Genomic DNA, 14,407 nt, shown 5'->3' with positions numbered 1-14,407 from the left:
TTTGGCTGTTCTCCTGCTTGTAAGGGTTTTAGCAATCTATTTTCTCATCTAGGATTGTTAAACATGGTTGTACCATATGGAACAAAAAATGAGATTATGAAACTAAAAGGAGAAAATAAGTTTTTTAAGTGGATGCGTTTACTCAAACAGCAGCAAGAGAAGCGTCTGGTCTATTGTTTGGAACATGCATCGCCTATAGAGGTAGCTGAGTTCTTAGAAAAACAAGCTTTTGATTTGGTCCGGACAGTTTTTAGCAATTTGTCTATTCCACGACAGGGAGAAGTATTTGCGTTATTTAACGATAATGCGTTGCAGATGCAACTCTACTATAGTATTCCTAAAAGCACTTTTGCAAAAATTTTCTCCTGTATGCCTTCTGACTTGCGCGTTGATTTTTATCAACGATTGAGCAATAAAGAGCATGCCCATTTACTTCCTTATTTAAGTAGAAAGATTAGGGAGGATGTGATTATGCTAAATGCCTATTTACCAGATACGGCAGGAGGTATAATGAATACAGATTTTGCTACAGTCTTAAATTCAATGACTGTAGAAGAAGCTATCGATAAAATCCGTGAGGATGCACCTTCTAAAAAAATGCTTTATTACATCTATGTAGTAGATGAAAAGATGTGCCTAGTGGGTTTTGTTTCTTTAAAAGATTTGGTGATGCACACTCCAAAAGAAAAGATAGAGACCATTCTTAAGGTAAATTTTGTATATGCTACAGTTGATGAAGATCAAGAGGTAGTGGCTAAAAAAATTGAACAATATGATTTAGTCGCCATCCCTATTCTAAATCAAGAAGGACAAATCGTAGGTATTGTAAGTTATGACGATGCCATAGCTATTATTAGAGCAGAGCAAGTTGAGGATATGGATCGATTTATGGGTATTACTTCAGAGGAAGATACCCCCGGTTATCTAAAGGTTTCCACGTTACAACACCTTAAAAAAAGAATCAAATGGATTGTATTGGTATTTATAGCCAGTATGATTGGCCATGCTTTTACGCAGGCTAACAGTTCTTTCTTTTCCCAATTTAATTTAATTTTCTACTTGGCTATGATTACAGAAACTGGAGGAAACGTAGCGAGTCAAGTTGCTTCCGTAGTACTACAAGCCTTAAATCGTGGCCAAGTGTCACTATCTGACTGGGTTAAGATTATTTTAAAGGAATTAAGAATTGCCATCACATTGGCTTCTCTATTATTTTTTCTTACCTGTGTTAAGTTATTTTTAGCTTCTACTCTAGGGTTCGATGCGAATAGGTCTTTCCAGGTGATATTTGTAGTGGCCTTAAGCATTGTTGTGCAAATTATTTGTTCTGCTTTTATAGGAGCGGCCTTTCCATTGGCTGCTAAATACTTTAATGGAGATCCTTCTGTAGCAGCTAATCCTATGATTAATATCACAGTGGACATATTGGGTATCATGATTTATTATGTTATAATCTATTGGCTGATTCATCCGGTTGGTAGTATGTAGTCTTATGTAAAAAACAGTTGTCTAGTGCTTTTTAAGGTTACCATATAGTTTGAATGGCTACAAAAAGTGTGTAATAAAGATCTACTATCGATCATAGCCTTAAAAGTAAACAGAGTTAGGTTTAAACTTTTTAAGAACGGTTTATATGTCTTTAATAACGCTTTACTTACCTAAGATGGGGGAAAGTGTCATAGAAGTTGTAGTATTGGATTGGTGTATACAAGAGGGAGAAGCCGTTGTGGAAGGTGCACCTCTTTTAGGGGTTGCTACGGATAAGGTAGATGCAGAGATTCCTGCTACTTACACAGGTACAATTAAAAAATTATTGGTAAAAAAAGGAGACGTATTGGCCATTGGCGCACCTATCGCTTTATTAGAAGTAGACCATTTAGATGTGCCACCTGTTCTACATCAACCTGAAAATGCCAAGCCTTCGTTAGTAGCTATCCCCCGCCATTTAGAGCCTAGTGTGTTGGCTATCCATCCTTTTAAAAAGGTAAAATTAAGTCCTTTGGCCAGTCATATTGCTCAAGCAAATGCCATTCAAGCAGATGAACTAGCAAAGTTAGCCGGATATACTCGGGATCATCGGGTTACTAAAGAAGCCCTTCTGAACTATATAAGCAAACGCCTACCCATCCATACTAGTAGTTCGGAGCGCCCTCTATTTTGTGAAGCGCTTATCCCTCTAGCAGGTGATGAAGTGGTACAAATGGATCGTGTTAGAAAGCTAATTGCAGATCGTATGGTGCAATCTAAGAAAATTGCCCCCCATGTTACCTCCTTTATACGTGCTGATGTAACCGAACTTGTTGCCTGGAGGCAGCAGCATAAAATTTCTTTTGAAGCAAAATATGGTGCTAGATTGACCTATAATCCTATTTTTATAGCCGTAATTGCACGTGCGCTCCAACTATTTCCACTTCTGAATGCGGTAGTCGTGAACGATCATATTATTAAACGCAAACATATTAATATAGGTTTTGCTGTAGCCCGCTCAGATGGAAATCTATTGGTTCCTGTAGTCAAGCAAGTAGAACAGCTTGGTTTGGTTGCATTGGCACAACAAATCGATGGGTTGATTGATCAAGCACGCAACGGTACCATTATGCCAGATGCATTAACGGGTGCCAGTTACACTATTTCTAATATTGGTTCCTTTGATAATCTCATGGGAACCCCTATCATCGTGCAACCACAGGTAGCCATTCTTGCATTGGGTCTTATTGAAAAACGTCCTGCTGTGGTCCATGTTAAGGGAAACGAAACCATAGCGATTCGCGATGAACTGTTTCTATCCCATACCTATGATCATCGAATTATAGATGGCGCGATAGGAGGAGGATTTTTAAAATATTTGGCGAAAGCATTGGCCTCTTTTGTAGCCGAGATAGACACCTATCCATTTATATGATATAACCCAAATGCCGCCGCTTTTTCTATTTTTTGCCCGGATGCTTTTGGGGGGAACCCTTAAGGAGGCAAACCAATAGGCTTTACTTTCAATAGCCTATTTCTTAAAATGGCCCACTGGTATTTTAATTGAGGCCATGACAGCTATATAACCTATTTGTATGCCCAGCGTATGCCATTGGGGTGGTCTTGTATCGCAATCCCCATTTTATGCAGCGAATGGCGTATAAAATCAATTTGATGGTAGCGCTTTTCTGCTTTGGCCTCTTGGTAAATGGTTTGTATCATTTCCATCATTTGATCAGTAGTGGCTTCACGTTCTTCTTTTAACCCTAATAGGTCTATCATAAAGGTAGCATAGGTACTACGCAATTGGTTGAATGCCGTTCTTGAAACAGATGCATCACGTAGTGTCCCATTATGCCACCCATGTATCTTTTTTAATAAATTAAATAAACTCGCTAAAATTTTTGCCGTATTGAAGTCATCATTTATAGCCCTATAGCAAGCGGCACAATCTTCATAGATTCCGTCATCTAATCCACCACTTTCGGTAGACAAAGCAACTCTTTCGTGATCGAGCTGAGCAAGAAAATACCAGCCATTTATTAATTTACGATATCCCTGATAAGCGGCTTTTAGTCCCTCTACCGTAACAGAAAGTGTGCTTCTGTAATGGGCCTGTAGTATGAAAAATCGTAATGTCATAGGGCTATAGGGTTGATCTATAGCCAGATGTTTGCCCGTGAAAAACGCATCTAATGTAATAAAATTACCCAATGATTTACCCATTTTGACTCCGTCAATCGTAACTAAATTATTATGGAGCCAATAGGTTGCCAAATTCGTTTTTAAGGCAGCCTGTGCTTGGACTATTTCACACTCATGGTGTGGAAAAAGCAAATCCATTCCACCTCCGTGTATGTCAAATTGTTTACCTAAATATTTTGCCGACATCGCAGAGCATTCTATATGCCATCCAGGGAAACCCTCTCCCCATGGAGAAGACCAACGCATAATATGCATAGGGGTTGCTTTTTTCCATAAAGCAAAGTCTACTGGTTGTTTTTTATCTATTTGATTGGCCAATGCACGCGTTCCTGAGCGAGCCGCTTCTATAATCCTTCCTGAAAGTTTGCCATAATGCTCCATTTGGTTGTATTTGGCTACGTCAAAATAAACCGATCCATCTACGATATACGCAAATCCATGTTTGATAATCTTTTCAATCATCGCAATTTGCTCTGGAATATGTCCACTTGCACAGGGCTCAATGCTGGGAGGTAATACATTAAGCTGTTGCATATTGCTACGATAATTATTGCTGTAGTGTTGCGCTACTTCCATAGGGCTTACTGCCTCTAGCTCGGCTTGCTGTTGTATTTTGTCTTTCCCTTCATCCAAATCTCTTTCTAAATGGCCCACATCTGTAATGTTGCGTACATACCGCACTTTATATTTCAAATGTTGGAGATAACGAAAGATGACATCAAAGGTAATAGCTGCACGTGCATGACCTAGATGTGGGTTCCCATAGACAGTGGGACCACATAGATACATGCCCACAAAAGGCGGCTTAAGTGGCTCAAACACTTCTTTTTGTCTAGTTAGGCTGTTGTAGATATGTAATATTTGATGCATCTTTGTATAGGCCAAAAATATTTTAGATTTTTGTTAGCATATGCGTCTGGTCTTTTTAGTAGGCCAGTTGCACGAGTATACCCATCCCCCTCTAAGGGTACAAGAAAATAATAATTGTAAAAATACAAAAATTAAAATTGCTATGTACGAACGGCTTAATAAGCATACTGCAGTTAAAAAATTATTGGGTACTGCTGTTATAGTTATAATTATAATAGGGTTATCGTTGGTTGCTCTTTATGCAGGAAAAAAAAGCTTAGCGCCGGTTACGTGTCTCCAGCAGGTTAATATTCTAGAGCCTGCTCAACCATTACAAGATAGGCTATCTCTACCAGAAGGTAAATCTGCACTACCCGCTTTACCTGATTTTACCTATGCCGCTAAAGTAGCCACACCAGCCGTCGTCTACATCCACGCCTCTCAGGATTCTAAAATCCTAAAACGAGAAGCTATTACACCATTAGAGCAATTTTTTAAACAATTTTTTGGGGAAGGATTGTTGATTCCTAAGGAATATGAACAGCAACCTCAAGTCTCTAAGGGTTCTGGGGTGATTTATACCAGTAATGGATACATTATTACCAATAATCATGTAGTGGAGGGAGCAGACCAAATAGAAGTGACTTTACATGATAATAGATGTTATAAAGCAAAATTAGTTGGTGCAGATCCTGCTACAGATTTAGCACTTTTAAAAATTGAGGCATCTAATCTCTCTACTTTGGTATTAGGTAATTCCGATAAGCTAGAGGTAGGAGAGTGGGTTTTAGCAGTCGGTAATCCATTTAATTTATATTCTACTGTTACCAAAGGAATTGTAAGTGCCAAATCTAGACATTTAGAAGATAGTGGTAAATTAGGCATCCAATCTTTTATTCAAACCGATGCAGCCATCAATCCAGGTAATAGTGGTGGTGCATTGGTCAATCTATACGGGGAATTAGTAGGTATTAATACAGCTATTTATGGGAATAGATCAGCTTCTTTTGTAGGATATGGCTTTGCTATACCTTCTTCTTTGGTAAAAAAAGTAGCTGATGATTTCATTCAGTATGGTGCCGTACAACGTGTACTATTGGGTGTAGCTATTCGGGATATGAATGCTGAACGGGCCGAAAAATTGGGCTTAAAAGCAACCACTGGGGTCTATATTGATACCGTTCAAAGCCATAGTCCTTGTACAAAGTTATTGCAAAAAGAAGATGTGATTATACAAATCAATAGCCGCCCAGTTTATAACTGTGCAGATTTACAAGAAATTATAGGTTGTTCCAAACCAGGTGATCAACTCACCGTTGTCTTATATCGTAAGGGTAAAGAAAAGCGCGTCAATCTATTGTTAGAAAAAGCACCTGATGTCATACAAATAATACTAAAAAATAATATATTAAAAGCGGAAGGTGCTACTTTTCAGAATATAGATGAAAAGACAAAAGCCAAATGTAAGCTTACAGGTGGCGTGCTCGTCCAAGAAGTTACCAAGGGGAAATTTAAAGCTGCTGGCCTTAAAAAAGGCTATATTGTACTTGCTTTTGACAAACAACCAGTTAAAGGTGTAGTGGATCTTGCTGAAATGATTCGAAATACAAGAGCAGAAGCTGTACTCATACAGGTCTTGGACGTTCATACAGGAGAGGTCAGTTATTTAGCAGTTGAATGGGCCAAATAGGATCCGCTCATCGGGCGTAATAAAGTTCTGTTATATTTTAGGTTATGGTTGAGTGCAATGATCAAAAAAGCTTTTTTGCTAATTTGGTTTATCGATCTAATTATTTGATCGTACGATTATGCCTTAGCGTAGTCGCCTTATCCGCGCCAGCCTATGCTGACAATGATCTACTAGATGAGGTCCCTTTATTGGAAACTATTCAATTTGAGTTGTTGGGTACAGATTGTAGTGGTAGGTTACAGGTGACCGTTAAAGCATATGAGATGTGCCAATCCCAAAATGGAAATATAACCCTAACAGATGATATAAAAATCGTTGTATTAAACAATAAAGTAGATCAAGAAGCAGGTCCTATTTATATTCAAGCCAATAAGCTTCTTTACAATAAAGAACAAAGCCTGTGTATCATAACAGGAAACGTTCTCGTTACTGTTCCAGAAAAACAATTGACCATCCGAACGGAACAGTTGTCATACGATATGAAGCAAGAAATAATATTTACAGATCTACCTATTGTAATAGCACACAAATCCCATGAGTTAAAAGGGATTGGTTTACGTGCTACAAGGAATTTAACCCAGTATACGATTACAACACCTAATGGCACAGTAGAGATCGATCAAGCAGCTGTCCTAAAGGATTAATTCATTATACTATTTATGCGTATTTTGGTCGGTTGTGGAGGTACAGGCGGACATATTTATCCTGCTATAGCTATTGCCGATGGCATTAAGAAGCAAGTTCCAGATGCAACTTTTTTATTTGTAGGGACAAAAAAAAGTAGTGAAGTGGGCTTGGTAGTTGCTGCTGGTTATCCCATTGTGCGGATCAGTATAAAAGGATTGAAAAGGAATAGCCTCATTAAAAACCTATTGATCCCCTTTTTGCTTTTAAAAAGTTTATACCAAGTAAGGCGTATTATTAAATCGTTTAAACCTGATTTAGTTATTGGAACTGGAGGATATGCCTCTTTCCCTACATTGTTTGTAGCTTCTATGCAAAAAATTCCTACCCTTATCCAAGAACAAAACAGTATAGCTGGTTTAACGAATAGATTCCTTGCTAAATGGGTAGACAAAGTTTGTACAGGTTATTCACATGTTATTTTCCCTTGTGAAAAGGAAAAAATAGTATATACAGGTAACCCCATACGTTCCTCCCTCTGTACCTTCCAAGAAGACCGAATGGATGCACTTGAGTATTTTAGTTTTTCTTCCTATCAAAATAAAAAGTGTCTGCTTGTGGTTGGTGGCAGTGGAGGTGCAAAGATATTGAATACAACGATGCTGGCATGGAAAGATCATTTATCTAACTTGGATATACAAATTATATGGATTACAGGTAAGCGTTACTTTGAGCCCATTAACAAAGCGATGCATAATTATGCTTATGTAAAATGTTATCCCTATTTAAGCAATATGGAAATGGCTTATGCAGCAGCAGATATTGTTGTTTCTAGAGCTGGCGCATTATCGATTGCAGAGCTTTGTGTATGGAGAAAGCCGACCATTTTGGTGCCATCATCCAATGTGGTAAAAGATCACCAAACTAAGAACAGTTTGCCATTGGCCCATCAGGGAGCTGTTATACTTATTACAGATCAAGAATGTCCTTTTCTACTCATACCTAAGATAGTAGAATTATTTAATGACGAAGCGCAGCAATTAAAATTAGTCAAGCAAATGCAACCTTTTACGGCATCGCATGCCAGCGCTCAAGATAAAGTAGCTGCAATAGCACTTGATTTGGTTAAACTGAACCGTTAAAAATAGGGAAATGATCTTAGCGTAATAGCAAACATGGTCATTAATTTTTAAATTCAACCACCAAAATAATCTTTTTTTTAAACAAATGCGACAGCGCTCTATAAACTGTTGTGAATAATCTAATCATCATGTAACTTAGTATTTGTCGCAGTTTTGATCCTTTAGGCTATCTGTGCTATTAAAACTTCTATAACAGGGAAACGATAGTGAGGACCTATCCATTAGGCTGCGCCATCTTTTTATAACTTAGCAATACATTGTTCACCCGTTGGCAAAAAAAATAGATGGCTATATTACCCAGTCTTGTAAAAGGTATGCGCGACTACAGCCCTCTTCAGGTGTATCGTCGCAATTATATTCTTTCTATCATTCGGTCTATTTATGCCTTGTATGGATTTGAACCGCTCGAGACGCCTGCTTTGGAAACCCGTGCTACGCTTACAGGAAAATATGGTCAAGAAGGAGAACAATTGATTTTTAATGTCCTCAAATCTGGTAATTTCTTAGGAGAAATGGCTGCACCCATAAGCCCTACAGACTATAGAAAATTAAAACCGTTAATCAGCGATAAAGCGCTCCGGTATGATTTAACCGTTCCTTTGATGCGTTATGTAGCAGCCCATCAGCATCAGATATGCTTTCCTTTTAGACGCTACCAAGTACAACCAGTATGGAGGGCAGACAGACCGCAAAAGGGCCGTTATAGAGAGTTTTTACAGTGTGATGCCGATATTATTGGGAGCCCCTCTTTATTGTGTGAAGCCGAGATTTTAAAACTAATCTATGATGTAAGTAGCCAGTTGGGCCTACAAAATTTTTCCATCAAAATAAACCATAGAGGTGTACTATCCGCTATTACTGATCCAGAAAGAGAAACCCTATTTTGCACTATTGTAGATAAATTAGAAAAAATTGGTTTTCAACAAGTGGTGACGGTATTGCAAGCAGCAGATTTTAGTAGCGCAACCATTGCATCACTTTCTTTATTACAAAATTGTAAAGGGAACAATGTTGAACGGTTGATCCAATTGCAGGACGCTATTGGCCACACTGACCAAGGGTCCAAGGCGATTGAGACATTGACTGATATACTAGCACACATCCATACGCTTGGTCTGCCAGATGGGGTTTGCGCTATTGAACCAACCTTAGCAAGAGGATTGCATTATTACACCGGGCTCGTTATGGAATTAACTATGGCAAATAAGTTTGTAGGAAGCCTAGGTGGAGGAGGTAGATATGCCAATCTTGGCGATCTGTTTGGGGCGACTGGATTGGTTGGAGTAGGATTTTCCTTTGGCATAGATAGGCTTTATGATATTATGGAAGCACACAATCTCTTTCAAAGCATTCCTAGTTGTAGTACGGAGGTATTGTTGACCAACATAGAAAAAAATGGAACCACACAACTCCTTCATCTATTGCGTCAATTGCGTGTACATGGATTTAAGTCAGAACTATATCCTCAAAAAGTAAAAATTAAAAAACAATTGACCTATGCCCATAAAAAAAACATCCCTTTTGTGATTATACCAGAAGAAGCCGCATCTGTTCCCCACTGTTATATACTAAAAAATATGCAAACAGGCGTACAAAATAGGTATAGTTGGTCTGAACTTTTTGATGCATTAAGAACCGCTTTAGTAGCAACATGTTAGCGATGGATATACTCTGGACTATTATGATTGCGGCGTTAGCCAGTATAAATTGTGCCTTAGTAGGCAGCTATTTGATATTAAGAAAAATAGCCATGATGGGAGATGCGATTGCCCATTCAACCTTACCAGGGATTGTATTGGCACTTCTAATCACTGGATCTAAAAACTCCCCTATACTGGTTGCTGGAGCCGGTATAACCGGTATCCTGGTTACCTTTCTTATAGCATTTTTAGAAAAAAAAATAAATATACAGGCAGACGCTGCTATAGGGATTAATTTTACCTTTCTTTTTGCTTTAGGTGTTGTTTTAATCTCTTTTTTTAGTAGAAAAATAGACTTAGATCCAGAATGCAGTCTATATGGAGAACTGGCAACAGTGTCACTGGATATCTGGCGCACCAGTAGTGGTATAAATTTAGGGCCTAAACCATTTTACATCTTATTAATAGCATTACTAGTTAATTTAACTTTTCTCATCATTGGTTATAAGTACCTATTTGTAAGTACCTTTGATCCCCAATTTGCCCAAAGCATTGGGATCCACACGACCCGTTGGCACTATTGTTTAATGGGTATTACTTCATTGACCACCGTTGCCACATTTGAAGTAGCAGGAGCCATTTTAGTAGTTGCGCTTTTAATTGTTCCAGCTGCAAGCATGTATTTGGTTACAAAATGTCTTAAACGTTTGTTGTTTTACAATATACTCTTTGCTATAATAACCTCTGTTAGTGGATATTATATCAGTTTCTGGTTGAACAGTGCTATGGCGCCTACAATGGTGACCATAGCAGGGCTATTATTCTTAGTTGCTTTTGTATATTCCAAATATAATTAAGACAATCACAAGTAGAATGTACGATGTAGCGTTGAGAGAAGTACTAATTTTTAATTATTAAACCTATAAATACCATGCATATAACTGGAAAATTATTTGAAATTGGTCCGCCACAGCAAGTGTCTGAATCATTTAAAAAAAGAAACTTTGTAGTAGAATATATAGAAAACCCACAATATCCTGAATATATCTCTTTTGAATTAATTCAAGACAAATGTGATCTATTAGATGGATTCACAGAGAAAGAAGAAATAACCGTTCATTTTAATCTACGCGGCAGAAAATGGACCAATCCCGAAGGGGTTGTAAAATATTTTAACGCTTTACAAGCATGGCGTTTAGAAAAAAGCAATAAGTCAAATGATGCTGCTGCATCTAATCTATCTCCTTCTGATTTAGAAGATGATCTACCGTTTTAGGCTATTTTTTCGCTATTTTTTCGCTATTTTTTTACCATTTACGTGCTTTATTTTAACAAAAAGCTAGTCAAGTACCGGTTTAATTAAAATAATTTATTAATGTGATTTTAAATATAAAATGTAATATTCGTCATGCCTGTTAGTAGGAAATGGGTTAGATAATTACATTATTTTAACCTATGCACTTGTTTGTTAAAACAACTTTTCTGTCGACGATGTGCTGAAACTATAATGGTATGGTTAATTTTTAAAGTTAATAGTCCTGTAATAAGATTATTTATTAAAAAAAGTATAAATTTGCAATGTAAGCCTATACTCTATATTAGGTTGCTTAATGAATAGGCTTATAAAGCATAAAAGGTTAAATATAATTTTTACATATTCGTACTATATATATCGTGCATTTACTAGGAAAAAAGGCCCCTGTTTTTAAGGCGCCTGCTGTTATAGATGGTAAAAATGTTACAGCTAACTTTTCACTGGAGCAGTTTTTAGGAAAAAAAGAAGTGCTGTTTTTCTTTTATCCCAAAGATTTTACTTTCGTTTGTCCAACTGAATTATTGTCCTTTCAACGCCATTTACCCCAATTTATAGAACGCAATGTAGCGCTGGTAGGTTGCTCCACTGACACAGAAGAAACCCATACTGCTTGGTTGCGTACCCCTAAGACACAAGGAGGTATTGTGGGCGTAACCTATCCATTGGTTGCAGATACCAGTAAGACGATTGCTGCCAACTACGGTGTCTTAGGAGGTGACTGGAGCTATAATGAAGATAACCAATTAACTTTCACAGGTATTCCTATAGCCTATAGAGGAACTTTTTTAATTGATAAAGAAGGTATCATACGTTATATGGCCATTCATGATTTGCCGTTAGGTAGAAATATCAATGAAATACTACGTGTTATTGATATGTGGCAACATGTCATTCAATTTGGTGAAATTTGCCCAGCCAATTGGGCAAAAGGCAATATAGCCATACAGGCTACTCCTGAAAGCGTGTCTAACTATTTAACCCTAAATACAGAGCTATGAAAACAGTATGATAAATATTTTCTAAAAGCATTTTAAAACAGCATAAAGTATCTAATGGACTAAAGTAGTTTTATGTATATTTTATATTTTAATTAAATTAAAAACACAATGACCACAAAAAAAGAATTTGGTAATATACGTGGGACTATGTTTCCCATTCATAAAAGTGAGCTACGTAAATTTTTGCCAATGGCCTTTATGTTTATTCTTATATCTTTTTGTTATTCGCTTACCCGCTCCCTTAAGGATATGAATATGATGAAAGAAGCCAATACTACCGCTATTTACTGGCTAAAAGCAGTAGCCATTACCCCTAGTATGATTTTTTTTACTGTTCTTTATGGAACAGTTAGCCGTTCTACAGGAAGGGATGGTAGGTTTAATGCAGTTATGATCTATTTTTTTAGTTTTTTTACCTTTTCACTGCTTTTTTTACTTCCACAAAAAGAGACTTTGCAACTCAATACTTTCTCTAAAATGATGGAAGCAAAATGGCCAAACCTTATAGGGTTATGGGGAGCCATTTGCCATTGGCCCATTTCTTTGTTTTATATTCATGCTGAGGCTTGGGGAACTTTTGCACTAAGTGTAGTATTTTGGACTTTTGTAAATGAGATTACTGGTGTAAATCAAGCTAAACGTTTTTATAGTCTTTTAAGTATATCTGGTGCTATTGGTAGTATCCTAGCTGGATCGATTCTTAAACTGGATAGTGTTCGTACCAATTTCGATCAAAGTTTACAATTTGTAATTATAGCTATTGTTTTGATTTTGATCGTATACAACTATTTTACTTCAGATATAAAAGCTAATCCAACCTATTACCAAATTGAAAAAAAACCTAAAAAAATAAAGGTAAAAATGTCCTTTATGGAGTCTATAAGCTTCTTAGCGAAGTCCAGGTATCTGACATTGATTTCGATATTGGTAATCGGTTACGGGTTAATGATTGCGCTTTTTGAAGCGGTACAAAAAGCCCAAGTTCAAAAATATGTACAAATAATTGGTGACGATACCATTTATGCAGCAATATATGCGCAACAGCAAACTGCAGTAGGTATTATTGCAATTGTAGTAGCACTGTTTCTTGCTACACCTATACTAAAAAAAGGATGGAGGTTTGCCGCATCTGTTACACCAATTACTGCATTGGTGATGACACTTTTATTTTTTGCCTTTCTTCGTTTTGGTAGTGCTTTAGATGAATTTTTGAAAAGTATCCACGTAACCGCTTTGTATATGTCTGTTCAGATAGGCATTTATAACGTCGTTTTAATTAAGTCTGTCAAATATGTTCTTTTTGATCCAACTAAAGAAGCGGTCTATATTCCACTAGATGAAGAAACCAAGGTCCGTGGTAAAGCAGCTGTAGATGGTGTAGGTGCTCGTTTGGGAAAAAGCTTGGCATCTGTATTGATTACCGCTATGTCTACATTATTTGGTGGGGGGGGAATTGAGAATATTCGTACACCTATTGTACTGATTATCATAGCTGTGATTATACTTTGGTTGCTAGCTCTTCGTACTTTAGGAAAATTAAAAGTAGCAGCTGAGGAAAAACATAAAGCAGAACTTGAAGAGATTAATAAAGTAGTCGTAACCAACTAGGTGGATAAAGCCCTAATGAATGGATCGGAAAGGCTGGCGTTTCAATCAAATGCCAGTCTTTTTTGTTATACCCTTTGGGGAAAAAGATATCTTATACTTTTTGCTTGATCTTTTTTTCAGGATAGCTGTATTGTACCGGTTTTAATAAAAAGGTTGGTGGTCTGTACAGAGGTTCCGTTGCAGTTTGCATCGCTGATACAACATAAGTTGTATGGCGCCAAAAATCTTAAAGCATTAGATCATCCTATTTTATCCTTTTTGTTCGCATGATCCTTCCTTTAAGTCTAAAAGGATAAAAGCAGCGAAAATTTAGTTGTATTTTTTAATTTTTACTACATACCGTGGATTTTTTAGGGAAAAAAGTACCTATTTTTAAAGAGCCCGCTATTGCAGGTAATGGGCCCGTTGCAACTGACTTTTTAGTAAAATCGTTTGTAGAAAAGAAAAAAATTGTTTTGCTCTTTTACACAAAAGATCTGATTTTCCCCTCGCCTACTAAGTTATTGTCCTTCCAGCAATATTTACCCCAATCTATAAAATCCAATATAGCGCTCGTGGGTTTGCGCCATCGGCCCATAAGCAATCCATGCTGCTTGGTTTTATATATCAAAAGCACAAAAAAGTATTACCAACGTAACGATCCATTAATAATGGGGAGGATATCAGAAAGACTATTGTTGCTAATTATGAGATCCAAACAGACCATGTTATAGACCCCTATGCCACTACGCTTGGGCAAGTATCCAATTATTTAATCCTAAATATATGCAAACTATATAATCTCTATTTCTAAAATACCATAAAATATCGTATGGATGAAAGCGTCAATTGTATTGGATACCATATGTTTTAACTAAATTAAAAACAAA

The 14,407-nt window shown here is 37.1% G+C and carries 12 protein-coding genes; 11 read left to right on the top strand and 1 reads right to left on the bottom strand.

The window, feature by feature from the left end; translation table 11 throughout:
- Positions 1 to 96: 96 nt before the first annotated feature.
- Entirely contained in the window at positions 97 to 1,488 is a 1,392-nt protein-coding gene (gene mgtE / locus AL022_RS00780) for a magnesium transporter (protein ID WP_041546195.1), read from the top strand.
- Positions 1,489 to 1,633: 145 nt separating this feature from the next.
- Positions 1,634 to 2,902, top strand: a complete 1,269-nt coding sequence (locus tag AL022_RS00775) for a dihydrolipoamide acetyltransferase family protein (protein WP_014934325.1) — start codon at positions 1,634 to 1,636, stop codon at positions 2,900 to 2,902.
- Positions 2,903 to 3,054: 152 nt separating this feature from the next.
- Here the strand turns inward: AL022_RS00775 and cysS are convergent, their stop codons facing one another.
- Positions 3,055 to 4,542: a cysteine--tRNA ligase gene (gene cysS, locus AL022_RS00770; RefSeq protein WP_014934324.1), complete on the bottom strand. Its 1,488-nt coding sequence runs from the start codon at positions 4,540 to 4,542 to the stop codon at positions 3,055 to 3,057.
- A 40-nt stretch (positions 4,543 to 4,582) separates the two neighbouring features.
- Here cysS and AL022_RS00765 point away from each other — a divergent pair, with 40 nt between their 5' ends.
- From AL022_RS00765 to AL022_RS00725, 9 genes are all read left to right on the top strand, one after another.
- Entirely contained in the window at positions 4,583 to 6,211 is a 1,629-nt protein-coding gene (locus AL022_RS00765; protein ID WP_014934323.1) for a Do family serine endopeptidase, read from the top strand.
- A gap of 44 nt (positions 6,212 to 6,255) precedes the next feature.
- Positions 6,256 to 6,855: an LPS export ABC transporter periplasmic protein LptC gene (lptC, locus tag AL022_RS00760; RefSeq protein ID WP_014934322.1), complete on the top strand. Its 600-nt coding sequence runs from the start codon at positions 6,256 to 6,258 to the stop codon at positions 6,853 to 6,855.
- Positions 6,856 to 6,870: 15 nt separating this feature from the next.
- A complete protein-coding gene (gene murG, locus AL022_RS00755; protein ID WP_014934321.1) occupies positions 6,871 to 7,977 on the top strand; it encodes an undecaprenyldiphospho-muramoylpentapeptide beta-N-acetylglucosaminyltransferase in 1,107 nt (368 codons plus the stop codon).
- Between the two features lie 284 nt (positions 7,978 to 8,261).
- Positions 8,262 to 9,635, top strand: coding sequence for a histidine--tRNA ligase (gene hisS / locus AL022_RS00750; RefSeq protein WP_014934320.1), 1,374 nt, complete (start codon positions 8,262 to 8,264; stop codon positions 9,633 to 9,635).
- 2 nt (positions 9,636 to 9,637) lie between these two features.
- Positions 9,638 to 10,474: a metal ABC transporter permease gene (locus tag AL022_RS00745; protein ID WP_041546191.1), complete on the top strand. Its 837-nt coding sequence runs from the start codon at positions 9,638 to 9,640 to the stop codon at positions 10,472 to 10,474.
- Between the two features lie 74 nt (positions 10,475 to 10,548).
- A complete protein-coding gene (locus AL022_RS00740; RefSeq protein ID WP_014934318.1) occupies positions 10,549 to 10,893 on the top strand; it encodes a DUF3127 domain-containing protein in 345 nt (114 codons plus the stop codon).
- 398 nt (positions 10,894 to 11,291) lie between these two features.
- Entirely contained in the window at positions 11,292 to 11,930 is a 639-nt protein-coding gene (locus AL022_RS00735) for a peroxiredoxin (protein WP_014934317.1), read from the top strand.
- A gap of 108 nt (positions 11,931 to 12,038) precedes the next feature.
- Positions 12,039 to 13,538, top strand: a complete 1,500-nt coding sequence (locus AL022_RS00730) for an Npt1/Npt2 family nucleotide transporter (protein ID WP_014934316.1) — start codon at positions 12,039 to 12,041, stop codon at positions 13,536 to 13,538.
- A 341-nt stretch (positions 13,539 to 13,879) separates the two neighbouring features.
- Positions 13,880 to 14,251: a hypothetical protein gene (locus AL022_RS00725; RefSeq protein WP_041546041.1), complete on the top strand. Its 372-nt coding sequence runs from the start codon at positions 13,880 to 13,882 to the stop codon at positions 14,249 to 14,251.
- The last annotated feature ends 156 nt before the right edge of the window (positions 14,252 to 14,407 follow it).

The sequence above is a fragment of the Cardinium endosymbiont cEper1 of Encarsia pergandiella genome (genome assembly GCF_000304455.1).
Taxonomy (GTDB): Bacteria; Bacteroidota; Bacteroidia; order Cytophagales; family Amoebophilaceae; genus Cardinium.
The sequence above is the reverse complement of the archived record's forward strand: the minus strand, read 5'-3'. Positions and strand labels throughout refer to the sequence as shown.